This window comes from Ruegeria sp. CDSB022, from assembly GCF_059611145.1.
Genome location: NZ_JBXWOZ010000001.1, coordinates 849,125 through 873,317 on the forward strand (window position 1 = coordinate 849,125; position 24,193 = coordinate 873,317).

The 24,193-nt window shown below is 57.3% G+C and carries 23 protein-coding genes; 18 read left to right on the forward strand and 5 right to left on the reverse strand.

Going from position 1 to position 24,193, the window contains the following annotated elements:
• The first annotated feature begins 22 nt into the window (after positions 1 to 22).
• From AC2FIZ_RS04260 to AC2FIZ_RS04270, 3 genes are all read left to right on the forward strand, one after another.
• Positions 23 to 703, forward strand: coding sequence for a response regulator transcription factor (locus tag AC2FIZ_RS04260; RefSeq protein WP_142634264.1), 681 nt, complete (start codon positions 23 to 25; stop codon positions 701 to 703).
• Positions 696 to 2,066 (forward strand): sensor histidine kinase, encoded by a 1,371-nt coding sequence (locus AC2FIZ_RS04265; protein WP_496790637.1) that lies wholly within the window; start codon positions 696 to 698, stop codon positions 2,064 to 2,066. Before AC2FIZ_RS04260 ends, AC2FIZ_RS04265 begins: the two co-directional genes overlap by 8 nt.
• Before the next feature lie 74 nt (positions 2,067 to 2,140).
• Positions 2,141 to 2,488: a TfoX/Sxy family protein gene (locus tag AC2FIZ_RS04270; protein WP_496677805.1), complete on the forward strand. Its 348-nt coding sequence runs from the start codon at positions 2,141 to 2,143 to the stop codon at positions 2,486 to 2,488.
• Between the two features lie 54 nt (positions 2,489 to 2,542).
• Here AC2FIZ_RS04270 and ndk read toward each other — a convergent pair whose 3' ends face one another.
• Positions 2,543 to 2,965, reverse strand: a complete 423-nt coding sequence (gene ndk, locus AC2FIZ_RS04275) for a nucleoside-diphosphate kinase (protein WP_142634270.1) — start codon at positions 2,963 to 2,965, stop codon at positions 2,543 to 2,545.
• Between the two features lie 117 nt (positions 2,966 to 3,082).
• A complete protein-coding gene (locus tag AC2FIZ_RS04280; RefSeq protein WP_281994728.1) occupies positions 3,083 to 4,285 on the reverse strand; it encodes a multidrug effflux MFS transporter in 1,203 nt (400 codons plus the stop codon).
• A 106-nt stretch (positions 4,286 to 4,391) separates the two neighbouring features.
• Here AC2FIZ_RS04280 and AC2FIZ_RS04285 point away from each other — a divergent pair, with 106 nt between their 5' ends.
• The 7 genes from AC2FIZ_RS04285 to AC2FIZ_RS04315 all read left to right on the forward strand — a co-directional run bounded on the left by AC2FIZ_RS04285 (position 4,392) and on the right by AC2FIZ_RS04315 (position 11,322).
• Positions 4,392 to 6,245 (forward strand): ABC-F family ATP-binding cassette domain-containing protein, encoded by a 1,854-nt coding sequence (locus AC2FIZ_RS04285; protein ID WP_281994729.1) that lies wholly within the window; start codon positions 4,392 to 4,394, stop codon positions 6,243 to 6,245.
• Positions 6,242 to 6,862, forward strand: a complete 621-nt coding sequence (locus AC2FIZ_RS04290; protein ID WP_142634274.1) for a MarC family protein — start codon at positions 6,242 to 6,244, stop codon at positions 6,860 to 6,862. The genes AC2FIZ_RS04285 and AC2FIZ_RS04290 overlap by 4 nt, the downstream gene beginning before the upstream one ends.
• 40 nt (positions 6,863 to 6,902) lie before the next feature.
• Positions 6,903 to 7,484 carry a retropepsin-like aspartic protease family protein gene (locus AC2FIZ_RS04295; RefSeq protein ID WP_142634277.1) on the forward strand — a complete coding sequence of 194 codons (582 nt, stop codon included), beginning with the start codon at positions 6,903 to 6,905 and terminating at the stop codon, positions 7,482 to 7,484.
• Between the two features lie 48 nt (positions 7,485 to 7,532).
• The gene (locus AC2FIZ_RS04300) at positions 7,533 to 8,159 is read left to right on the forward strand and encodes an ImuA family protein (RefSeq protein WP_142634279.1); all 627 of its coding nucleotides are present in this window, start codon (positions 7,533 to 7,535) and stop codon (positions 8,157 to 8,159) included.
• A gap of 61 nt (positions 8,160 to 8,220) precedes the next feature.
• Positions 8,221 to 9,435, forward strand: a complete 1,215-nt coding sequence (locus AC2FIZ_RS04305; RefSeq protein ID WP_496790639.1) for an MFS transporter — start codon at positions 8,221 to 8,223, stop codon at positions 9,433 to 9,435.
• The gene (locus AC2FIZ_RS04310; protein ID WP_142634283.1) at positions 9,432 to 10,028 is read left to right on the forward strand and encodes a YceI family protein; all 597 of its coding nucleotides are present in this window, start codon (positions 9,432 to 9,434) and stop codon (positions 10,026 to 10,028) included. The genes AC2FIZ_RS04305 and AC2FIZ_RS04310 overlap by 4 nt, the downstream gene beginning before the upstream one ends.
• Before the next feature lie 70 nt (positions 10,029 to 10,098).
• The gene (locus tag AC2FIZ_RS04315; protein ID WP_142634285.1) at positions 10,099 to 11,322 is read left to right on the forward strand and encodes an MFS transporter; all 1,224 of its coding nucleotides are present in this window, start codon (positions 10,099 to 10,101) and stop codon (positions 11,320 to 11,322) included.
• A gap of 30 nt (positions 11,323 to 11,352) precedes the next feature.
• Here the strand turns inward: AC2FIZ_RS04315 and AC2FIZ_RS04320 are convergent, their stop codons facing one another.
• Positions 11,353 to 13,023, reverse strand: coding sequence for a flotillin family protein (locus AC2FIZ_RS04320; RefSeq protein WP_142634287.1), 1,671 nt, complete (start codon positions 13,021 to 13,023; stop codon positions 11,353 to 11,355).
• A gap of 34 nt (positions 13,024 to 13,057) precedes the next feature.
• Positions 13,058 to 13,774, reverse strand: coding sequence for an OB-fold-containig protein (locus AC2FIZ_RS04325; protein ID WP_496790640.1), 717 nt, complete (start codon positions 13,772 to 13,774; stop codon positions 13,058 to 13,060).
• Positions 13,775 to 13,828: 54 nt separating this feature from the next.
• Here AC2FIZ_RS04325 and AC2FIZ_RS04330 point away from each other — a divergent pair, with 54 nt between their 5' ends.
• From AC2FIZ_RS04330 to AC2FIZ_RS04345, 4 genes are all read left to right on the forward strand, one after another.
• Positions 13,829 to 13,987, forward strand: a complete 159-nt coding sequence (locus AC2FIZ_RS04330) for a hypothetical protein (RefSeq protein ID WP_496677781.1) — start codon at positions 13,829 to 13,831, stop codon at positions 13,985 to 13,987.
• Between the two features lie 43 nt (positions 13,988 to 14,030).
• Positions 14,031 to 15,749 carry a methionine--tRNA ligase gene (metG, locus tag AC2FIZ_RS04335; RefSeq protein WP_496750541.1) on the forward strand — a complete coding sequence of 573 codons (1,719 nt, stop codon included), beginning with the start codon at positions 14,031 to 14,033 and terminating at the stop codon, positions 15,747 to 15,749.
• A 289-nt stretch (positions 15,750 to 16,038) separates the two neighbouring features.
• Positions 16,039 to 17,217 (forward strand): efflux RND transporter periplasmic adaptor subunit, encoded by a 1,179-nt coding sequence (locus AC2FIZ_RS04340; RefSeq protein WP_142634293.1) that lies wholly within the window; start codon positions 16,039 to 16,041, stop codon positions 17,215 to 17,217.
• A 3-nt stretch (positions 17,218 to 17,220) separates the two neighbouring features.
• A complete protein-coding gene (locus AC2FIZ_RS04345; protein ID WP_142634295.1) occupies positions 17,221 to 20,358 on the forward strand; it encodes an efflux RND transporter permease subunit in 3,138 nt (1,045 codons plus the stop codon).
• Between the two features lie 37 nt (positions 20,359 to 20,395).
• On the opposite strand, the gene glpD is transcribed toward AC2FIZ_RS04345, so the two are convergent.
• Positions 20,396 to 21,973 carry a glycerol-3-phosphate dehydrogenase gene (glpD, locus tag AC2FIZ_RS04350; protein ID WP_271946636.1) on the reverse strand — a complete coding sequence of 526 codons (1,578 nt, stop codon included), beginning with the start codon at positions 21,971 to 21,973 and terminating at the stop codon, positions 20,396 to 20,398.
• Between the two features lie 203 nt (positions 21,974 to 22,176).
• Between glpD and AC2FIZ_RS04355 the strand changes: the two genes are divergently transcribed.
• The 4 genes from AC2FIZ_RS04355 to AC2FIZ_RS04370 all read left to right on the forward strand — a co-directional run bounded on the left by AC2FIZ_RS04355 (position 22,177) and on the right by AC2FIZ_RS04370 (position 24,188).
• Positions 22,177 to 22,959 carry a DeoR/GlpR family DNA-binding transcription regulator gene (locus tag AC2FIZ_RS04355; RefSeq protein ID WP_271946633.1) on the forward strand — a complete coding sequence of 261 codons (783 nt, stop codon included), beginning with the start codon at positions 22,177 to 22,179 and terminating at the stop codon, positions 22,957 to 22,959.
• A gap of 97 nt (positions 22,960 to 23,056) precedes the next feature.
• Positions 23,057 to 23,212 (forward strand): DUF5993 family protein, encoded by a 156-nt coding sequence (locus AC2FIZ_RS04360; protein ID WP_271946630.1) that lies wholly within the window; start codon positions 23,057 to 23,059, stop codon positions 23,210 to 23,212.
• Positions 23,213 to 23,221: 9 nt separating this feature from the next.
• Positions 23,222 to 23,791, forward strand: a complete 570-nt coding sequence (locus tag AC2FIZ_RS04365; protein WP_496790641.1) for a disulfide bond formation protein B — start codon at positions 23,222 to 23,224, stop codon at positions 23,789 to 23,791.
• A 34-nt stretch (positions 23,792 to 23,825) separates the two neighbouring features.
• Positions 23,826 to 24,188 carry a DUF3302 domain-containing protein gene (locus AC2FIZ_RS04370; protein WP_142634304.1) on the forward strand — a complete coding sequence of 121 codons (363 nt, stop codon included), beginning with the start codon at positions 23,826 to 23,828 and terminating at the stop codon, positions 24,186 to 24,188.
• The last annotated feature ends 5 nt before the right edge of the window (positions 24,189 to 24,193 follow it).

Consider the following 24,193-nt stretch of genomic DNA (forward strand, 5'->3'; position numbering starts at 1 on the left):
CCGGTAGAAAGGATTTCAGATCATGAGCCGACGCCTGTTGATCGTTGAAGATGATGAAGACACCCGGGAATTCATAGCAAAAGGGTTCAGCGAGGAAGGATATGTCGTCGAACAGGCCGCGGATGGGCGCGAAGGGCTGTATCACGCCACAGATGGTGGCTTTGACGCCATCGTTCTGGACCGAATGCTGCCCGGTCTAGACGGCCTGTCACTGATCAAATCCATGCGCGCCGCGGGTCTGAAAACTCCGGTTCTGATGTTAACCGCAATGAGCGCGGTCGATGAGAGAGTCAAAGGCCTGAGGGCCGGTGCAGATGATTATCTGGTCAAACCGTTCTCTTTTCAGGAACTGCATGCGCGGATCGAAGCTCTGTTAAGACGCCCGCAGGAATCTGAGGAAAACCCAACCCTGACCTGCCGCGATCTGGATATGGATTTGCTGACCCGCAAAGTCACCCGCAACGGGCGAGAGATTACCCTGACACCGCGTGAATTTCAGATTTTGGAATTCTTCCTGAGACGCAAGAACCGCGTAGTGTCACGCACCATGTTGCTGGAAGGTGTCTGGGATTATCATTTCGACCCGAACACCAATGTGGTTGACGTCCATATCTCGAAACTGCGCCGCCAATTGGATGAAGGCGGAGAGATCCCGTTGATTGAAACAGTCCGGGGCGCAGGTTACATGATATCTGATGGATAACCTACGGCTTTCGTTCAATAATTCCAGAACGCGTTTGGTTCTGGCCAGCATGGTTCTGAGCACATTGCTGACAGCCACCGTGCTGGCCCTTGTCTATGTCACCGCAAATCGCAGTATCGAAAGCGAAACCCGCTCGGTGGTTTCCGCGGAATTGACCGGTCTGGCCGATGAATACGAAAGGCGCGGGCTCATCGGTTTGCTGACAGCCATCGAACGCCGTATTCCCACCGCCTCTGAACGGGATGCCCTCTATTTGTTGACCGACCGCAACGGGACGAAATTGGCTGGCAACCTGAGACAATGGCCCGATGACATCACTGCCGGAAGTGGTTGGGTCCAACTAGAGCTGCGACGCTCGGACAGCGAACAGCTGGTGCCAATCTCGGCTGCATCCATTCGTCTGCCGGGCGGAGAACGCCTGCTTGTCGGGCGGGATGCGCTGGCACGACAGCAGTTTGACCGTGTTCTTTTACGCTCGGTCGGCTTCGCGCTGGCAATCGCGCTGGCGCTGAGCGTCCTGACAGGCTGGCTGTTTACCAGGCTCGTCTTTTCGCGCCTGTCTGACATCGCCTCGACCGCAGAAAATATCGTTTCAGGCGACCTGTCGCGCAGGATGCCCTTGCGCGGGACCGGTGATGAATTCGATCAGGTTTCAGGTACGCTCAATACGATGCTGGACCGGATCGAGGAGTTGGTCAGCAATCTAAGGACAACCTCGAATTCGATCGCGCATGATCTACGCTCTCCTTTGTCGCGGTTGAAACAGCGGGTCGAATCCCTGTCAGATAGCCGCAAATCCGAACAGGATCGCGAAATCGACATCGCGCGCGCGACGACCGAGGTTGATCATGTCCTGCGGGTTCTGGGCCAACTGACTGAGATTTCGCGTGCCGAAGCAGGTGTCGGGCGAGAGCAGTTCGAAGATGTCGACCTTAAGCAACTCGTGGCGGACGTGGTCGAGCTCTATGATCCGGTTGCCACGGATCAGGGCGTAACACTTGAAGTTACAGGGTCAACTGCCCCCCTTCCCGGCCACCGCCCCCTTTTGTCTCAGGCACTGTCCAACCTGTTAGAAAATGCTCTGCGATACGCGCCTGATGGTTCGACCATCACGATCAATATTTCGGATGACGGCCTGTATACCAACCTCAGCGTGCGGGATCACGGCCCCGGTGTACCACAGGACGATCTGGCCCGTCTGCAGATGCCATTTGTGACACTTGATCCCGCCCGGACCGAGCGCAATGCAGGTCTGGGCCTGGCTTTGGTCGCAGCTATATCGCATATGCACAAAGGCATGTTCCACGCCCGCAACTGTGATCCGGGCCTTGAAGCCACTATTCGTCTGTCGCGCAAACCCTGATCCGGTGATCATGAACCGCAAAGGTAAAAAAGGATCGGGTGACAGTAATTCTGACACCGGTTAAAACGTCGATTATGTCTGACCCGATCTCAACTATCCGTAACCTCGGCCCGGCCTATGAACAGGCTTGTGCGCGTGCCGGTATCCACTCGGCCCAGCAACTGCGCGAGATAGGCCCCGACGCGGCCTATGCAAAACTCTTGCAGGCTGGATCGCGCCCTCATTTCATCGGCTATTATGTTTTGGTGATGGGGCTGCAAGGCCGCCCCTGGAACGATTGCAAAGGCGAAGAGAAAAAAGCCCTGCGGCAAAGGTTCGACGCAATCAAAGCCAGCAACGGTACTGCGCCGCAGACGAAGATGATTGCCGACTTGGATGCGATCGGCGTCCGGGTATCTTCGGACGATTTGAAACCCGCATAGAAAAAGCCGCCCCCGACCCCGGGAGCGGCTTTATAGGCTTGATCTTAAAACAGATTAGCCGACCAGTTCGATGCCCGAGAAGAAATAGGCAATCTCAACCGCTGCTGTTTCCGGTGCGTCTGAACCGTGGACCGAGTTCTCGCCAACCGATTCAGCGAACTCGGCGCGGATGGTGCCGGGGGCCGCATCTGCAGGGTTGGTTGCGCCCATGACTTCGCGGTTCTTGGCAATGGCGCCTTCGCCTTCCAGAACCTGTACAATAACCGGCTCGGACGACATGAATTCGCACAGTTCGTCATAGAACGGGCGCTCGGCATGGACGTCATAGAACTTGCCAGCTTGTGCTTTGGTCATGTGAATGCGCTTTTGCGCAACGATGCGCAGACCGGCCTCTTCAAACTTGGCGTTGATCTTGCCAGTCAGGTTGCGGCGGGTTGCATCGGGTTTGATGATCGAGAATGTGCGTTCCAGTGCCATGTCGGCCTCTCCTTAAAAATAGGGCGCGGGGCCCGCGCCGAAATCCATCGCGGGCCGCGTATCATGGTCTGTAGCTTATGAAAAGTGTTATGATGCCCTGCTCCGGCGCTTTGCCGGTCACAATGTGCTGGGCAACGGGTCCAGACTGTCGATCCGACGAACATAGAGCACGGCCAGAAGGCCGATAAAGCTGCACCCGCACATCATGCCAAGCACAAGAAAAGGTCCGTTTTCAGGGCTGACAAAGGCGCCGGTGATCGTGGTCAGAACCGCCCCCAGCGCAACGATCATTGCACCTGACAGGCCCGCCGCGCTGCCTGCCAGTTTGGGACGAACCGACATCACGCCCGACGATGCATTGGCGTTGGTCAGTCCATTGCCGAAACCGACACAGATGGCCGAGCCGAAAAAGACCCAAACCGTACCAAGCCCGACCCAAAACAGAAGCAGCCCGCAAAGCGGCCCTGCCGTGGCCACATTCCGCCCTATCAGGATCATCGTTGTTAACTGCGTCCGCGCCGCCAATCGGCCAGTGACAAAATTCCCGACCATGAACCCGCCGGTGATAATGCCGATCCCAAGACCCAGCATCGCGGGGCTCAGATCAAACCAAGCAGCTGCAACCAACGGTGCACCGGTGATAAAACTGAAAAAACCGCCGATCGAAAATGCCGCGCATAGGGCATAACCCCAAAACCTGCGGGCGCGGAACAGATGCGGATATTCCTTCAGCTGCGCCGCGAATGTTGGGGCGCGGTTTATATTGGTCTCTCCCATATCAAACCACAGCAAAGCCAGCAGACCGGTGCCAAGTACGGAATACAGAACAAACCCCGAGCGCCAGCCAAACAGCATGTCCAACGCGCCGCCCAACATCGGTCCCAGCATTGGCGCCAACGCCATAGCCATTGCGACATAGCCCAGCTTGCTGGCCGCCTCGTTGGGGGGATAGCGGTCGCGGATTGAGGCGCTGGACAGCACAGACCCGGCGACGACCACAGCCTGAATGAGGCGAAAACCCAGAAACACCCAGATTGACCCAGCCAGCACGCAGCCGATGGATGCGACCACGAAGATCGACATGCAGATCAACAGGACCGGCCTGCGCCCATATCGATCCGACAGAGGACCCATAATCAGTTGCAGCACAGCAGAAACCGCCAGATATCCCGCAACCGCCAGATTCATAAGGCCGTAATCCACCTGAAAGTCCACGCTCATATGCGCCAGCGATGGCAGGAACATATTCAGCGTCAGCACCGACAACGCCGTGGCAAAGACCAGCGTGACCAACGACGGAGGTGTTCGGGCTGTATGCATGATGGAACCGTGTGAAAACTTCAGGCAAAACAGCGCTAACACATTGAATGCCGGTTGAACATGCAAGCTGCTGGCGGCGGCATAACGGCTCTGCTAAGAGCAGCATATGTTACGGATTCAAGACATCACCTATGCCGTTGAAGGCCGCCCTTTGTTCGAGGGCGCAAGCGCAACCATCCCCGATGGCCACAAGGTTGGACTAGTGGGGCGCAATGGCACCGGCAAGACCACCCTGTTTCGCTTGATCCGGGGGGAACTGGCGCTGGAATCGGGCAGTATTGCTGTCCCGAAACGGGCGCGTATTGGTGGCGTGGCGCAAGAGGTGCCCTCGTCCGATGCCTCACTGATCAATACCGTTCTGGCCGCCGATACCGAGCGCAGCGCACTGATGACTGAAGCCGATAGTGCCACGGACCCCGGACGCATCGCCGATATTCAGACCCGGCTGGCCGATATAGACGCCTGGTCGGCCGAAGCGCGCGCAGCCTCGATCCTCAAGGGGTTGGGGTTCGATGACGAGGATCAGCTGAAACCCTGTTCGGACTTTTCCGGCGGCTGGCGCATGCGCGTCGCGCTAGCAGCGGTACTGTTCTCGCAGCCTGATCTGTTGCTGCTGGACGAACCGACCAACTATCTGGATCTGGAAGGCGCTCTGTGGCTGGAAAGCTATCTGGCGAAATACCCGCACACAGTGATCATCATCAGCCATGACCGCGGATTGCTGAACCGCGCTGTGGGGTCGATCCTGCATCTGGAAGACCGCAAGCTGACATATTACGCGGTGCCTTACGATAAATTCGCGGAACGCCGCGCCGAACGTCTGGCACAGGCGGAATCGGAAAACACCAAGGCGAAGGCGCGCATCGCGCATCTGCAAAGCTTCGTGGATCGCTTTCGCTATAAGGCGTCCAAAGCAGTTCAGGCCCAGTCGCGCCTGAAGATGATCGAACGCATTCAGTTGGTCTCGACCCCGCAAGAGGCTGCTCTGCGCGCTTTTTCCTTCCCCGAACCCGAAGAACTGTCTCCCCCGATCATTCAGATCGAAGGCGGTGTAACGGGATACGGCGAGACCGAGGTGCTGCGCAGACTGAACCTGCGCATTGATCAGGATGACCGCATCGCGCTGCTGGGCAAGAACGGTCAGGGCAAATCGACCCTGTCCAAGCTGCTGTCTGATCGTCTGCCGTTGATGGCTGGCAAGATGAGCCGCAGCACTAAGCTGCGCATCGGCTATTTTGCACAGCATCAGGTGGATGAGCTGCATGTGGACGAGACGCCCTTGGATCATCTGCGCCGATTGCGCCCGAATGAAGCACCGGGCAAGTGGCGCTCGCGTTTGGCCGGGTTCGGATTGAATGCCGATCAGGCAGAAACCAAGGTCGGGCGGCTGTCCGGCGGACAAAAGGCGCGCCTGTCGCTGCTGCTTGCCACCATCGACGCCCCGCATATGCTGATTCTGGACGAACCGACCAACCATCTGGACATCGAAAGCCGCGAGGCGCTGGTTGAGGCATTGACCGCCTATTCCGGGGCTGTAGTGCTGGTCAGTCATGACATGCACCTGCTTTCGCTGGTGGCGGACCACCTCTGGCTGGTCTCGGACGGATCCGTCAAACAGTTTGACGGGGATCTGGAATCTTATCGGTCCCTACTGCTGGGCCGCGACAAACCTGTTAAGGAAAAGCCGCTGACGGCCAAGCCCAAACGCCCATCGCGCGAGGCGGTTCTGAACCTGCGCGCCGATCTGCGCAAATGCGAGGAACGGATCGAGAAATTGACGGATATGCACGAAAAGCTCTCGGCCAAACTGGCGGACCCCAGTTTGTATGAAGACGACAAGATCAACGACTTGGCAACCTGGAACCGGAAATTTGCCGAGGTGGTCGAGGCCATGCAAAAAGCCGAGGCGCTTTGGGTGGTTGCAGCAGAGCGGCTGGAACAGGCGGAGACCGCAGCATGATGGATACAGCCTTTCTCATAACCTCGTTTACAACATTGCTTGTGGTCATTGATCCGCCAGCACAAACGCCGATCTTTGTGGCCCTGACACAAGGCATGGATCGGCATGCGCGCTATACAATAGCGGTGCGCGCCTGTCTGACAGCGGCTGGGATTCTGGCCATGTTCGCCGCATTCGGCGAGGCGGTTCTGGGCTTTATTGGCATCTCGATGGAGGCGTTCCGCGTTGCCGGCGGCGTTCTGTTGTTCCTCACAGCGCTGGACATGCTGTTCGAACGGCGCACCAAGCGTCGCGAAAACAGCGCCGAAGAAGAAGAGCATCCCGATCCTTCGGTATTTCCGCTGGGTATTCCCCTGATTGCAGGACCCGGCGCGATTGCCACAATGATCCTGCTGGCCGGGCAGCATCCGGGCATAGAGGGTCTGGCCGTGGTGATCGGCATGATGCTGATCGTAGTGGCGATGGTGTTCGTCACCTACCTGTCTTCAGGCGCGGTGGCACGAATTCTGGGCAAGACCGGGCTGAATGTGCTGACCCGCCTGTTGGGCATGCTGCTGGCGGCCTTGTCAGTTCAGTTTATCTTGGATGGGCTAAAAGCCTTTGGATTTGCGTCATAAATCCCCATATTGGATTCGAGTGACGCAGTAAGGTAGCGGTATGGACGGCGACAGCATTGCAAATCTGGCCTATCTTGGATTGCTGGGCGCAGCGGTCGTGGCCTGGTTTATCTCTCAGAACCGGCAAAGCCTGAACAAAACGTTGCAACAGGCTCTGGCCTGGGTGTTTATTTTTATCGGCATCATTGCCGCCTATGGACTATGGGGCGATATCCGCAGCACTGTGGGCCCTGCCCCGCAGATGACCGTGACCGGCGAAAGCATCGAGGTGCCGCGCGCCTATGACGGGCACTACTATCTACCGGTTCTGGTCAACGGAGAGCCCATCACCTTTTTGGTCGATACCGGCGCCAGCCAGATTGTGTTGAACGAGGCGGATGCCAGACGCATCGGTGTTGACCCCGATCAGCTGAACTATTTCGGGCGGGCCCTGACGGCCAATGGCGAGGTGCGCACCGCCCCGATACGGCTGGACAGCCTTGAACTGGGGCCCATCACGGATCGCAATGTCTCGGCCTGGGTGAATGAAGGGGCGCTGGATCAGTCCTTGCTGGGCATGGATTACCTGCACCGGTTCTCGAATATACAATTCGCGGATGGGCGTCTGATCCTGTCGCGCTGATACCCTCTCGATATTGAGAACATAATAAGAACATGCTAGAGTAATAGCATGTCCACACACCTTCTTGGCCGCAAACCCGCACGACAAATGGCAGGGCTGAATCTCCATCCGCAGATCACCCTGCAACTGGCCCGCGTGCACGAGGCCTGCGGCCCCGCCCGGCGCAGCTTTGCCATGTGGTTGGCCGGTCAGGCACAGGGGCCGGTTCTGTGGATTTCCCCCGCGTGGGAGGCCAGCCAGTTGCACCCCGGTGGGATGATGGCCTTTGCCGATCCGGCCCGGTTCCTGTTTGCCCGCCCCAACCATGCCGAGGATCTGCTGTGGTGCATGGAAGAAGCGTTGCGCAGCGGGGCAACCCCACTGGTGATCTGCGATCTGCCCGAGGCGCCCGGCCTGACGCCGGTCCGACGGATGCATCTGGCCGCGGAACAAGGCGGCACGATGGGGCCAGCCCCGCTGGGCCTGTTACTGACCCCTGGCGATGGCGGCGCACAGGGGGTTGAAACCCGCTGGCACATGGCTGCGGATCATCACGCCGGGGTTCCCTGCTGGACCCTGACCCGCCGTCGCGCCCGCGCCCTGCCCCCGGTCAGCTGGCAGGCCACCCAGACCAAGACGCATGCCGGGCTGAACCTGACGCGGATCAAGGCCCAAGATGTGTATTGGGGGGAATAAGTTACGCGGCTCACGGCACTTGTGACTAGCCAAGTGCTACATCCAACCCTAGCGTTCCGGTATGAGCCATCCAATCCATGACAGCCGCTATTCTTGGCTTCGCCTTCTGATCACCCTCGCAATCGCTACGGTGGCGAATGTGGGCATGTGGGCGGTAATCGTCGTGATGCCCGCGATCGAGGCGCAATTCAGCGCCGGTCGGGCCGAAGCCTCATTTCCCTATGTCTTGTCGATGATCGGGTTTGCACTGGGGAACATGTGGCTGGGGCAACTGGTTGATCGGTTGGGCGTGACCAAGGCACTGATCGGTGCCGCCCTTCTGAGCGCGGTCAGCTATCTGTTGGCAACATGGGCGCCGAATATGCTGCTCTTGTCACTGGCCCATCTGCTGTTGGGGTTGGGCACGGCTGTTGGTTTTGGCCCTCTGATCGCGGATATCTCACACTGGTTCATGAAACGCCGCGGGATTGCGGTGGCGTTGGTTGCCAGCGGAAACTACCTGTCCGGGGCGATCTGGCCAACGCTTCTGTCAGGCATCCTTGCACGTGAGGGATGGCAGCAGGTCTATCTGACGCTGGCGGTCATAACGCTGCTCGTTGTCATCCCCCTGTCTCTGCTGTTGCGCCGGCAAGTCCCGATCGAGGCCCATCAAACCGCCGCCGCCAATGCGCAGATCAACGCGCGCAGCGTGGGAATATCGCCGCGCAGCTTGCAATACGTTCTTGGTCTGGCCGGAATCGGTTGTTGCGTGGCCATGTCGATGCCGCAGGTCCATATCGTGTCCTACTGCGTCGGGCTCGGATATGGCCCGGCGGTCGGGGCCGAGATGCTCTCGCTGATGTTGCTGGGCGGCGTGGTCAGCCGAGTGATCTCGGGGTTGGTCGCCGACAAGCTGGGCGGGTTGATGACATTGCTGGTCGGCTCTTTCCTGCAATGTATCGCCCTATTTCTGTTCCTTCCCTATGACGGGATGGCCTCACTTTACATTATCAGCCTCATGTTCGGTCTGGCGCAGGGCGGCATTGTCCCCAGCTATGCGCTCGTCGTACGTGAATATATGCCCCCGCAAGAGGCCGGAGCACGCGTTGGCTTTGTCATGATGATGACCATCATGGGCATGGCACTGGGCGGATGGATCTCCGGGTGGATATTCGACTTAACCGGAAATTATCAACTGGCCTTTATCAATGGCATCCTCTGGAACGGGCTGAACATCGCTATCCTGCTGATGTTGCTAAGGCGATCGCGGCCCCGCAGGCAGGAGGTCATGATATGACCCAACTGACAAGGCGCGCTGTACTGTCCGGGTTGACCGCCCTTCCATTTGCGCACCCGGCTCTGGCCGGGTTGCGTCCCTATGAACTGGTCCGCAATGGCACTTCCGTAGATTTTACGTTCGAGCTTTCCGGAATCACACAGTCCGGAACCATGCCGATACGATCTGCAGATATCCGAATTGACACGACCGACCTGGCCAACAGCCGGGTGGATGTTTCGCTGAACGTTGCCAAGGCGCGAACCAACCTGCCCTTTGCCCGCAAACCCATGCTCAGCGCTGGGGTTCTGGACGCCACAGGATTTCCCACAATTCATTTCACCTCGACCGATATTCAGCTTGGCGAAGGTGGACGTATCTCGAACGGGGCCGAGATCACAGGTGATCTGACCTTGCGTGGTGTAACGCGACCAATCACATTGCGCGCCAATATTTTTCGCCCGCCCGGCAGCGCCCGAGACAACTTGAATAACCTCTCCATCCAACTCAGCGGTTCACTGAACCGTCACGAATTTGGCGCCTCGGGTTATTCCGACCTCGTAAAGGAAACTGTTGGCCTTGATATCCGGGCCAAGATCAAAAAGACTGGATAGATCAAAAACGACGCCACAAAGTCGATAAGCCGCGCGCACCGCGCTGTAAATATCGCAATCTGAGCCCATCATGCGCACGATCATTTCCTTTGCCGCCCTATTTCTTTCCGTCATTCTGCTTCAACTGTCCACCGGTGGCGTTGGCCCGCTGGATGCGATTTCCGGCCTGACCCTGAATTTCACCACCGGGCAAATTGGTCTGTTGGGCTCGGCCCATTTCGTTGGCTTCTTTGTCGGATGCTGGTGGGCCCCGCGCCTGATGGGAAGCGTCGGCCATTCGCGGGCATTTGCCGTTTGCACAGCTTTGGGCGCAATGGGGTTGCTGGGGCACACCCTGACGGACAACGCTTATATCTGGGCGGCCCTTCGGATCGCGTCAGGCGCCTGTGTCGCCGGGTGCTACACAGTGATCGAGGCCTGGCTGAACGCAAAAGTCACGAATGAGACGCGCGGGCGCGCCATGGGCACCTATCGCATCGTCGATATGGGCGCGTCCCTCTGCGCCCAGCTGATCATCGCAGTTCTGCCACCAGCATCATATGTCTCGTATAACTTGCTGGCGATCCTGTGCTGCGCTGCCCTGTTGCCACTGACCCTGACGCGCGCCAGCCAGCCCGAAACGCCCGACGCCCCGCGGCTGCGCCCGAAACTGGCCTGGAACAGCTCTCCTCTGGCGGTGGCCGGGGTGGTGGTTGCCGCATTAAGCTCGGCGTCCTTTCGGATGGTCGGCCCTGTTTACGGGCAAGAGGTCGGGCTTGGCGTCGATCAGATCGCGTTTTTCCTCGCGTCTTTCGTGCTGGGCGGCGCGTTGGCGCAATATCCGATGGGATGGCTGGCCGATAAATACGACAGGCGCTGGGTACTGATCTGGCTTTCGGTTGCCGCCGTCCTGAGCTGTGGAGTGACCATGGCCGCCAGCAACACCGGAACCGTCGGCGTCATGCTGGCCGCGTGTTTGTTCGGCTTTACGACCTTCCCGATTTTCTCGGTTTCATCCGCGCACGCCAATGACTTTGCCACAACCGAACAACGGGTCGAGCTCTCTGCCGCGCTGATGTTCTGGTATGCGCTGGGTGCGATTGCCTCGCCTTACGTGTCATCCACTTTGATCCAATCCTTTGGACCCGGCGCGCTTTTTGCCTTTGTAGCGCTTGGCCACGTCTTCCTGATCATCTTTGGACTGGCGCGGATGCGCTCACGTCCGACCCCCGAAGAGCGCACCAACTATGTCTATTCGCCACGAACTTCTTTTACTATCGGGCGCCTGTTGAAACGGTCGCGCGAGAAGCAGTAAAAAGGGCCGGGAAATTCCCGGCCCATTCTTTTAGTGTTCGGTTCGTGGTTTCTGATCAACCACTTCTGCCTCATCGGCTGGTTTAACAGTGGGCTCTAGCGCGCCGTTGACGATGCCCCCGACCCCGTTTTCCATCGACAGGCCCAGCTCTTCGCCCAGCTTTTTCAACGCGGGCATCTGAACGGCCATGCCCATGATCGAATCCAGCGCCTGGTTCACCACCGGCTTGTCGCCATTGGCGCCTCCGCCACCACCGGCGGCACCGATCCCGCCAACCTGATGGATCTTGATCGAGTCGATCTTCTCCGCGGGCTTGACCATTTCCGCAATGATCGTCGGCATCGCCTCAATCCGGGCCAGATCAACCTTCAGACGGATCTGATCAACGGACAGGGCATTGTCAGACTCGACAATCGCGCGCTTACCTTCCGCTTCGGCCAGCATGTCGTTCTTCTTGGCCTCGGCGCGGATGTTCAGCGCATCCGCTTCGGCTTGCGCCTCTTCGCGGCGCGCCTCAGCACGGTCAGCGGCGGCCTCTTTCTCGGCCTGGGCGGCCAGACGGATGGCTGTGGCCTGACGTTCCGCCTCACGCGTCGCTTCGATCAGAACGATCTGCTTCTGTCGCTCGGCCTCGGCCACCTGACGGGCGGTAACCACCGCTTCGGTCGCTTTGGTCGCCTCAGCGCGGGCCAGATCGGCAGAGGCACGGGCGCGGCTTTCCTCTTCGGATTTCTGCGCGATGATGATCTGACGCTCTTGCTCGGCAACCTCCAACTCACGCTCTTTCGAGATCTCGGCCTCACGGATTTTACGCTCGCGTTCAATGTCAGCCGCTCGAATTGCTTCCTCGCGCGCAATCCGGGCACGCTCGGTTTCACGTACAGAATCCTCGGTCCGCGCGGCGATCTCGGCCTCTTGCGCCACGCGCAGGGTTTCGATCTGTTGCGTCTGTTCGATGCGCGCCTGCTCTTCGTCCTTGTCGATCAACAGCTTCTGACGCTGAGCTTCCATCGCTGCACGGCGCACTTCCACCTCGGCATCCGCATCAATCTGCGCGCGCTCTTTTTTCGAGGTCGCAATCACCTCGGCCAGCTTGCGCATACCCACGGCGTTAAAGGCGTTGTTTTCATCAAGTGCTTCGAACGGGGTCTGGTCCAGCGCGGTCAGCGAGACCGATTCCAGCGACAGGCCGTTTTTCAAAAGGTCTTCGGAGACCGCATTCTGCACCTCTTGCACAAAGTCAGCGCGGTTTTCGTGCAGACCGTCCATGGTCATCTGCGCGGCCACGGCGCGCAGACCGTCGATCAATTTGCCTTCGATCATTTCCCGCAGCTGTTCGACGTCGAATGTACGGTCGCCCAGGGTTTGGGCCGCGCGTGCGATGCCCTCTTCGGTGGCCATGACCGAGACATAGAACTCGACCCCCACGTCAACACGCATCCGGTCTTTGGTGATCAAAGCGGCCTCGGCGCTGCGCTGCACCTCAAGACGCAGGGTCTTCATGTTGACGGGGCTGACCTCATGCAACAGCGGCACGACGATGACGCCACCATCCATGATGACTTTCTTACCACCAGCACCGGTTTTCACCAGGCTCACCTCGCGGGTTGCGCGGCGGTAGAGTCGGGCCAGTACAAGGCCGATGAACATAACGACCGCTAAAATGGTCACAACTGTGACGGCTAGGAATGTAAGTTCCATGCAAATTCCTCCGAGATTGGGGTTTGAAATTTAGTTAGTTTGACAAGCCGACCAGAACGAACCGGTCTTGCCGTCGGTCGCGCAGGACAAGCACTTCAGTGCCCTGTTCCAGCGTATCCTTGTCCTGCAGGGGCTCAGCGCGCAGGTAATGCGCATTGCCAAAGCGATCCATGACCCGCACTTCGGCCGGGCGGCCACGCGATGCTGTCCCTTGCGAGATGAAACCGCGACGGCGGGCCAGCATCCGTTCGGACATAGCCTCGGTCTCGGTTTTCGGCAGCAGGCGGGCAAAGACCGCGCTAAAGCCACGCGCAAACCAGATGCCTAAGGCCCCAGCCGGGATCGCAGCCATCCATGAGGGCAGATCAAAGCCCATCACATCACGCAGGCCCAGCTGCAAGCCGATGCCAGACAGGCCGAAACCAGCCAGCAGAACCACCAGCCAGATCATGGACGGCACTTTTCCAAAGCCCAGCCAGCTTGCAGGACCGTCCGAGGTCACAACCGGCGTTTCCGCCGCAACCTCGGCCAGCTCGAACTCACCCAGATCGACATCCGCATCCAGATCAAGTTCGAAATCACCGATGTCCAATTCCGGAGCGTCAACCAGATCAAGGTCAACGTCGCCCTCGCCCGCCATCAGGCTTCCACCCAGCATCAGCGCCACCAGTTCCAGCCCCAAAAGGCCAAACAACAGAGCAATCGCGATGGTAAAGGGCACAAATGCACCCTCGAGTAGAAAACTGAACATCAGTGGGCCGTCTCCGTTATTGTATACGATGGTATGCAGTAAATATGGGGAGTCATGACAAAGTTTCAAGAGGTTGTGATTCTATATTTCAACCTATGGGTAATTGACACGGTGACACAGCGGCAGTCGGGAAACCCGTTCTTTGGGGATTTTTCCGTGCATGGGGCCGGAAAGTTGCATCCGTGCAAAAGCCGGGCTTTTGCTGGGCTGTGACATAAGATAGACGGGCCTGCAGTTACATACGCGGAAACGGAACATGGCTCGGATTCTCATCACCTCGGCGATCCCCTACATCAACGGGATCAAGCACCTCGGCAATCTGATCGGCTCGCAACTGCCCGCCGACCTGTATGCGCGGTATCAGCGCGGCCGGGGGAATGAGGTCATGTTTCTCTGCGCCACCGACGAACACGGCACCCCCGCCGAGCTGGCCGCCGCCAAGGCAGGCAAGCCGGTCGCCGAATACTGTGCCGAGATGCATGGCGTGCAGGCCGATATCGCACAGCGCTTTGGCCTGAGCTTTGATCACTTTGGCCGCTCATCCAGCCCCCAGAACAAGGCGCTGACCCAGCATTTCGCTGGCAAATTGGATGACGCCGGGTTGATCCGCGAAGTGAGCGAGAAACAGGTCTATTCCCACGCCGATGGGCGCTTTCTTCCTGACCGCTATATTGAAGGCACCTGCCCCAACTGCGGGTACGACCGTGCACGTGGCGACCAGTGCGAAAACTGCACCAAGCAACTGGATCCGACCGACCTGATCGAGCCGCGCTCGGCCATTTCCGGTTCGACCGACCTTGAGGTGCGCGAAACCAAGCACCTGTATTTGCGCCAGTCATCAATGAAGGATCAACTAAACGCCTGGATCGACTCCAAGACCGATTGGCCGATCCTGACCACCTCGATCGCCAAGAAATGGTTACATGACGGCGACGGCCTGCAAGACCGTGGCATTACCCGCGATCTGGACTGGGGCGTGCCGGTCAAGAAGGGCGATCAGGACTGGCCCGGCATGGAGGGCAAGGTCTTTTACGTCTGGTTCGACGCGCCGATCGAATACATCGCCTGCGCCAAGGAGTGGGCTGATGCGACCGGCAAGCCGGATGCCGAGTGGGAGCGCTGGTGGCGCACTGACAAAGGTGCCGATGACGTGCGCTATGTTCAATTCATGGGTAAGGACAACGTGCCTTTCCATACCCTGTCCTTCCCGGCGACCATTCTAGGTTCGGGTGAGCCGTGGAAGATGGTCGACCATCTGAAATCCTTCAACTACCTGAACTATGACGGCGGCCAGTTCTCAACCAGCCAAGGTCGCGGCGTGTTCATGGACCAGGCGCTGGACATCCTGCCTGCCGATTACTGGCGCTGGTGGCTGCTGAGCCATGCGCCCGAAAGCAGCGATAGCGAATTCACCTGGGAGAACTTCCAGCAATCGGTGAACAAGGATCTGGCCGATGTGTTGGGCAACTTCGTCAGCCGGATCACCAAGTTCTGCCGCTCAAAATTCGGCGAGGCGGTGCCCCAAGGCGGCACCTATGGCGACCGCGAGCAGGCCCTGATCGAAGAGCTGACCCGCCGCGTCCGCGCCTATGAAGGGTTCATGGAGGCAATGGAAGTTCGCAAATCCGCCCAGGAATTGCGCGCCATCTGGGTTGCCGGGAACGAGTATCTTCAATCCGCGGCACCCTGGTCGACCTTCAAGGAAGATCCAGAACAGGCCGCGGTACAGGTGCGTCTGGGTCTGAACTTGATCCGGCTCTATGCCGTGCTCAGTGCGCCGTTCATTCCCGAAACCACCGCCCGTATGCTGAGCGCGATGAACACGATGGATACCGCCTGGCCTGACGATGTTGCGGCGGCCCTGTCCGCCCTGCCCGCAGGCCACGACTTTGCCGTTCCCGATGTTCTGTTCGCCAAGATCACCGACGAACAGCGCGAAGACTGGCAGGACCGTTTTGCAGGTGTCCGCACCTAAGACACCCGACCGGGAAAAGAATACAGGGGGCTTTACGGCCCCCTTTTTTCATTTTGCGTTTGATCCAGATTGCCGGAAACGCCCTTGCCAGATCAGGAAACTAGCCCTGGCCGATTTGCGTAAACCTGCCGCCCTACAGAAAAATATCCTTGGGTAAGCGATTGCCTTACGGGCTAACACGCTTGAGAAACCTACCAAAACCAGCCATCCTCACAAAGAGTTTAGGCGACTCGGACCGCTGGCGGCGACCCGAGTTGTATCCAGTTTTTGTTTCAATGGGGCTTCTGCCATGATCCTTGCATCAACACTTTTCAGCTTTCGACCGAATGACCCCATAGCCAAATCCGTTTGGTATGCCGCAGCTTTGGCCCTGTGTGGGTTGGTGGTGCCAGCTGCCGCGCAGGATAAAAGTGACGCCCCACCGCCCAAAGTGTCCATCGCAGCGGCCTACACGCAAGAAATCACGGACGAGGCGACTTTCATCGGTCGAGCTGAGGCGCTGAACAAGGCCGATATTGTCGCCCGGGTCAGCGGATTTCTGGACAGTCAGAATGTTGAAGACGGCGCGATGGTGAATGAAGGCGACCTTATGTTCACGATCGAGCCGGACCTGTATCAGGCGACACTAGATGCACGGAATGCCGATCTGGACCGTGCCGAAGCAAATCTTGAGCTCGCCAAAGTTGACCTGGCCCGGAAGGAAGAACTTTACAAACGCGATGCCACTCCGGAAAGCGAACGGGATATCGCCCGTGCCAACGAACTTGTGGCCATTGCCGAAGTCAAAGCCGCGAAAGCCGCGATCCAACAGGCTGAACTTGATCTGAGCTATACTAAGGTCCACGCACCGTTCACCGGCCGTATCGGGCGGGTCGCTATCAGCGTCGGGGACGTTGTTGGCCCGAACAACCCACCATTGGTGAATATCGTCAGCGAGGCACCAGTGTATGTGAATTTCTCGTTGAACGAAAAACAGTTTACCTCGGTTCTTGAACAATATGGCGAGAATGCATCGTCGCTGGCCGAAAGCCCCAAAAGCCCGAATGTGCATGTAACGCTGCCCAATGGATCGGACTTGGGCGAAACAGGTTCGATTGTTTTCGTTGACAACCATATCGACCCGCTAACTGGAACGATTGCAATGCGGGCCGAATTCACAAATGCCGACCGGCTGATCCTCGATGGTCAGTTCCTGAGCGTTCATATCGAAGCCCTGGAGCCGACCTTGCAGGTTCTGATCCCGCAGGCGGCCTTGTCGCGTGATCAGCGCGGTGATTTCGTTCTGGTCGTTAACGATAAGCAAATGGTCGAACAGCGCTATATCACCACCGGCGACAATGTCGGAACTGCTGTGATCGTTCTAGACGGCCTGCGCGAAGGGGAAAGCGTGATCGTCGAGGGCCTCCAGCGCGTGCGCCCGGGTGTGGCAGTGGATGCTGTCACCGCATCCGAGCAGCCGGGAGAGTAACAGATGTTCTCATCCCTGTTCATCAGCCGGCCCAAGCTGGCCCTAGTTATTTCGCTTGTCCTGACGATCATGGGCGGGATCGGCTATATGGTTCTGCCGGTCGCCCAGTTTCCTGATATTACGCCACCGGTCGTCAGCGTTTCCGCCACCTATACCGGTGCCAATGCCGAAACGGTCGAGAACACTGTCGCCGCGCCGATCGAGGCGCAGGTCAACGGCGTGGATGACATGATCTACATGACGTCCACCTCTTCGGATAACGGATCGTATTCGTTGAATATTACCTTCGAAGTCGGCACCGATCCTGACATTGCATCCGTCAACGTGCAGAACCGCGTTGCGCAGGCCATGTCTTCGCTTCCGTCAGAGGTGACTTCGTCGGGTGTCGTTACGCAGAAGGCATCGACCAATATGCTGATGCTGGTCACGCTGACCTCACCCAAAAGCACCTATGACAGTGTATTCTTGTCGAACTACGCTTCGATCAACCTGAAAGATGCGTTGGCGCGGGTACAGGGTGTTGGTAAAGCCGACGTTCTGACTAACCTTGAATATGCAATGCGGATATGGATGGATCCCGACAAGATGACCGCCCTGTCGATTTCACCGGGTGATGTCATAAACGCTATCCGAGAACAGAATATCGAAGTGTCTGCCGGTTCGATAGGCTCGCCGCCGGTCCCTGAGGGACAGACATTTCAATATACGATCAAGACCAAGGGCCGGCTGACCTCGGCCGCTGAATTTGGCAATATTGTCATCCGTACTGGTGATGCAGGGGCAATCGTACGCATAAGGGACATTGCCAGAACCGAACTTGGAGCGCAGTTCTATTCGGCTTCGGGTTATTTCCAGGCAGAACCCGCAACGGTTATCGGTATCTATCAAGCCCCCGGTGCCAATGCGTTGGCTGTTTCAGATCGTGTTCAGGCCGAATTAGACCGGCTGTCGCGTTCGTTCCCAACAGATGTTGAATATCAGGTTCCGTTCAACACGACCGACTTCGTGGAACAATCTCTGAACGACGTGGTTTCCACCCTGATGCTGACGTTCGTTTTAGTGATTTCGGTCGTATTTGTCTTTTTGGGCAGTTGGCGTGCCACGATCATTCCGGCGGTTGCTATTCCTGTTTCGCTGATCGGGACGTTCGCGTTCCTGCTGGCGTTTGGGATGTCCCTGAACACAATTTCTTTGTTCGCGCTTGTACTGGCCATCGGGATCGTGGTCGATGATGCCATCGTGGTGGTTGAAAACGTTGAACGCATTATCGCCGACGAAGGGTTGTCCCCGCCTGAGGCGACACGGAAAGCGATGGGCCAAATCACCGGACCTGTCATCGCAACCACACTGGTTCTGCTGGCCGTTTTTGTGCCCGTAACCTTTATGCCTGGCATCTCGGGGCGACTGTATTCTCAGTTTGCAGTCACCATCTCGACTGCGGTCGTGATTTCGTCAATCAACGCTTTGACCTTGTCTCCGGCGCTTTGCGGATTGGTTCTGCGCGCACGCTCAGGTCCGCCCAAGGGTATTTTGGCCCTGTTTGAGCGTTTCATCGGAACGCTGCGTGACGGTTATGTTGTCATTGTCCGAAAACTGTTAATTCTGCCAGTCGCCGGACTGGGCGTCATCGTTGTTCTGGCCATGGGTACAGGGACGATCATGTCGAACACATCAAGCGGTTTTATTCCGCTTGAAGACAACGGCTATCTCTTTGTAGACATCCAGTTGCCAGATGCGGCAACACTGGAACGAACCGAGACTATCGCAGGTCGGGTCGACGACCAAATCCGCGATATCTCGGGGGTCGCCAGTACGGTTCTGATCAACGGGTTTTCGCTGCTGAACGGCACAACCACAAATGGAGCGACCGTTTTTGTGAACCTCGACAACTGGGACGAGCGGCAAGATCCCGACCTGTCTGCCGATGCCATTCTGGGCAAGGTTCTGGCGATTGCAAATGGCGAATCCGCAGCTTCGATCGTGGCCTTCAACCCGCCACCGATTCAGGGCCTCGGCATGTCAGCCGGTGTGGAAATGGAGGTTCAGCAAGTCGGGGGCGGTACGCCTCAGGATCTGGCCTCGGCCGTTGGGTCCTTCGTCTATGCTGCAAACCAGCGACCCGAGATTGGTCAGGCCTATACAACATTCCGGGCCAATGTTCCTCAGCTATTTGTCGATCTGGACCGTGAGAAAGCGAAAACCCTGGAAGTGTCTGTTGCTGAGATTTTCCAGACGATGCAAGCCCAGCTAGGCTCGTACTATGTGAACGATTTCAACCTGTTCGGCCGCGTCTACCGCGTGATGATTCAGGCCGAGGGGAGCTATCGGAACAAGGTCGAAGATATTTCGAACCTGTATGTGCGCTCGACCAAGGGCGATATGGTTCCATTGGGTACGTTGATCGACGTGGAAAACGTGTTGGGGCCAGTCCTGTTAAAACGGCATAACCTGTTCCGTTCGGCAACTGTTACAGCTGTACCTGCGCCAGGGCTGTCCAGTGGCGACGCTATCACTGTGATGACAGAAGAATCCGCCAACGCCCTACCCTCGGGATACGCGTTTGAATGGACAGGTACCGCGCAACAGCAGCTTGCATCCGGCAGCCTTGTGATCATTATCCTCGGGCTTGCTGTCCTGTTCGCCTATTTGTTCCTGGTGGGGCAATACGAAAGCTGGTCGATGCCGGTGTCCATTCTTCTATCGGTTATTGTTGCCCTATTCGGGGCGGTTGCGGCGGTGGCCATCGTGGGTAGCGACATAAACCTGTACACGCAGATCGGGATGATCATGCTGGTGGGGCTTGCGTCGAAGAACGGTATCCTCATCGTTGAATTCGCAATGGAACAGCGTGCCAATGGCCTTTCGATCAAAGATGCTGCAGCCGAAGCCGCCCATCAACGATTCCGCGCGGTGATGATGACCGCCCTCTCCTTCCTGTTGGGTGTTGTACCGTTGCTTGCCGCGAACGGCGCGGGAGCGGCTAGCCAGAAGGCCATCGGTGTCGCCGTCTTTGGCGGAATGCTGGCGGCGACTCTGGTTGGCGTTATCCTTGTGCCGGTACTTTACGCCCTGATGCAGGGGCTGAGGGAATGGCTCAAAGGGACAAAGAACGACCCCGACCCTTCGGAAGAAGCCGCATAAATCAAAAAAAGCCCCGCCAAAAACGCGGGGCTTTTCTTTAATGGGCCAGGCGCTTTTCGATCCAGCGCTGGATGGCAGCGATCTGATCGGCATCAAGTCTTAGGCCCAGCTTGTTTCTGCGCCAGATGGCATCTTCAGCGCAGCGCACATATTCCTTGGTGACCAGCCATTCCATTTCGCGTTCGGTCAGCGTCGCCCCGAACTCTTCCCCCAGATCCTCAGCGGTCTTTGCATCGGCCAGAATAGCGCGCGCCTCGGTTCCATAGGCGCGCACCAGCCGTTCCGCCCATGTGCGATTCAAAAAAGCATAGTCGAATTCCAGACCGGCAATAAGGTCTTGCACTGCGCTAACGGGGAAATCGCCACCCGGCAAAGAAACTCCAGCGGTCCATGGACCGGGCAAATCCGGGAAGTACTCAGCGATTTTCTCAAGCGCACTTTCGGCCAATCTGCGATAGGTCGTAATCTTGCCGCCGAAAACATTCAAAACCGGAGCACCGCCAAGCCCATTGACCTTCAGAGTATAGTCTCTGGTCGCGGCCGTTGCGCTGCTGGCCCCATCGTCATACAGAGGGCGCACACCGGAATAGGTCCAGACGATGTCTTCGCGGGTCACAGGCTGCTCAAAATATTTTGACGCAAACGCACACAGATATTCCTGTTCAGACTCGGTACAGACTGGAGGAACCGATGGGTCTGGGTGATCCTGATCAGTTGTTCCAATAAGGGTGAAATCTCTCTCATAGGGAATGGCAAAGATGATGCGCCCGTCTTCGCCCTGAAAGAAATAGCATTTGTCATGGTTGAATAACCTGTGGGTTACGATATGGCTGCCGCGGACCAACCGAACCCCCTCGCGCGAGTTCACGTGGATTTTTTCCTGGATGATATCGCCAACCCAGGGCCCACCGGCATTGATCAACATCTTTGCCAGGACGATACGGGTTTCGTCATTTTGGTTATCGCGGATCGTCACATGCCAAACATCATCCACCCGCTCGGCTGAAAGAACTTCGGTCCGAACCAGAATATCGGCGCCACGGGCCTCGGCATCACGGGCATTCAGAACTACCAGACGGGAATCTTCGATCCAGCAGTCGGAATACTCATACGCGGTCTCAAACCTATTTTGCAGCGGGACACCTTCAGGCGCGGAACGCAAATTCAGCGCAGAGGTCCCGGGTAGAATTTTCCGCCCTCCAAGGTGATCGTACATGAACAGGCCAAGACGGATCAGCCAGGCTGGACGACGACCACGCATCCAAGGCATCACTGTACTCAGCAGCCGTGAGGTCGGAGTGTCCGAGTCAAATCGCATCCCATCGTGGTAGGGAAGCACAAAGCGCATCGGCCAACTGATATGAGGCATTGCCCGCAGCAGCGTTTCCCGCTCAATCAGCGCCTCGCGGACCAACCTGAACTCAAAATATTCCAGATACCGTAGGCCGCCGTGGAACAATTTGGTCGAGGCCGAGGACGTGGCCGATGCCAAGTCGTTCATCTCGGCCAATGTCACCGACAATCCCCGCCCGGCCGCATCACGCGCGATCCCGCAACCGTTAATACCGCCACCGATGATGAATAGGTCAGTAACCTGGCCAGTCTGCTGTGCCATTTGCAGGTCAGTCCTTTTGCTGAAAACGTGCGGCAATTAACCCGCTCGATACTCGGTTCGTCAATGTAGATTTTCGTTTTTTTTCGCTTAACGAACAAGAATAGTGATTTTTTGTTGTTGTACAAACAATGCTTGATTTCTGCCGGTTGCAATATTGCGAAAAAAGGAACAAAAACGAAAGAACCCAATAACCGGAGCTTCCCTTGTCTCTTTCGTTCCGCCAGTCAGACATCATAGAAATCGCCAAGCAGAATGGTCGCGTCATGGTCGAGGATCTGGCGTTGCAGTTTGGTGTCACGGTCCAAACGATCCGGCGCGATCTTTCCGAGCTTGCGGAATTGGGCAAGCTGGACCGGGTTCATGGCGGCGCGGTCCTGCGATCCGGCGTTTCGAATATCGGTTACGAGGACCGGCGCGCCCTGAATGCTGAAATCAAGACCCGTATCGCACAGGTTTGCGCTGCCAACATACCGGATGGTGCATCGCTTTTTTTGAACATCGGTACATCGACCGAGGCTGTCGCGCATCAGTTGCTAAACCACAAAGATCTTATGGTGGTGACAAATAACATGAATGTCGCGCGTATCCTGGTGGAAAACACGAACTGCCAGATCGTCGTCGCCGGTGGTGTTCTGCGCCGGTCGGACGGTGGTCTGATCGGCAACCTGACAAATTCAACGATTGAACAATTCAAGTTCGATTATGCGGTAATCGGGTGTTCCGCACTGGACGCCGATGGTGATCTTCTGGATTTCGATTTCCAGGAGGTCCGTGTCAGCCAGACTATCATTGCACAGGCCAGACACAGCTTTCTGGTTGCCGATCATTCGAAATTTCAGCGCTCGGCCCCTGCCCGTATTGCCTCGATGTCCGAAGTTGACGTTTTCTTTACAGATCAACCTCTTCCAAGTGGGCTTGCACGTAAATGCAAGGAATGGGGAACGCGGGTCGTATACAGCGGCCGAACCACCGGAGATTCGCATTAAACGCGTAATTCCAAACGTGGTTCTTGTCATAGGCGACCGGCCCTGACAGTATCGCAACATATTGCAATCAGTGCACGGCAAGGGGGAGATCCGGGCCATGATCGCGCTTTTATTTGCGTTACTCACAGCCACTATGGGGCTGAATTATTATAGAAAAACCAAAGCGGCCAATGTTGTGTTCTTCATTACCATGGCCCTAAGTGTTTATTGGCTGAAGTTTCATGCCACCAGCCAACTGACCATTCAGCTGTAGGAGGCCACAATGACACCCGAGCTTTCCCGCACCCTGAACGCGTTGGGAACCCTGGCGGTCAGCCTCGTTCTTGTGCTGGCCTTCGGATACCAGCTGGCGCTGAACGAACTGCCCTGCCCGCTTTGCTTATTGCAACGGGTCGGGTTCGTAGCGGTGGGCGTTGGTTTGGGCCTGAACCTGCTATACGGAGCCCGGCCGCAGCATTATGCGTTGATGTTGCTTGCGGCACTGTTTGGGATCAGCGTTTCCGTTCGCCAGATCTTGCTGCATATCGTACCGGGTACCGGCCACTATGGTTCGCCTGTTTTTGGGTATCACTACTACACATGGGCCGCGATCTGCTTTTTTCTGATCCTGCTGGGCACGGCAAACATGCTGCTTTTCGACCGTCAATATCAGGACACAACCGACGATCAACCACGGTTCGGGGGCAATACGCTGGCCAAAACCGCGTTCTTTGTGATGCTAGGGCTGGCCGCGCTGAATGCGGGGTCGACCTTGTTGGAATGTGGCCCAGGTATCTGCGCTGACCCGCCGACAAGCTACAAATTGATTGACGAACTGGACACCAACAACTGAGGATGGATAAACCTTCCCTCATGGAGGCATCGGAATGGGACTACTGGGGCAGCCGCTAGGCTATTATGACTATCTGACATTTATCGCACTTATACTGCTGCTGGCCGCTGTAATGGCACTGTTTCTGTTCATAATGGGACTGCCCGGCCGCATCGCAATCAAACGCAACCATCCGCATGCTGAGGCAGTCAAGATCATGGGCTGGATGGGGTTTCTGGCTGTCGTTCCCTGGATTCACGCCTTTATGTGGGCTTTCCACGATGCAGCCACTGTCGATATCCGCCGTATGCCTGATGATGAACGCGATGCGATACGGAAGGATATCAAACGGTTAGGCGGTGATCTGACCGAAGAATATCGCGATCCACTGGACCCGGACGAAACACAAAAAAGCTAAGGCTA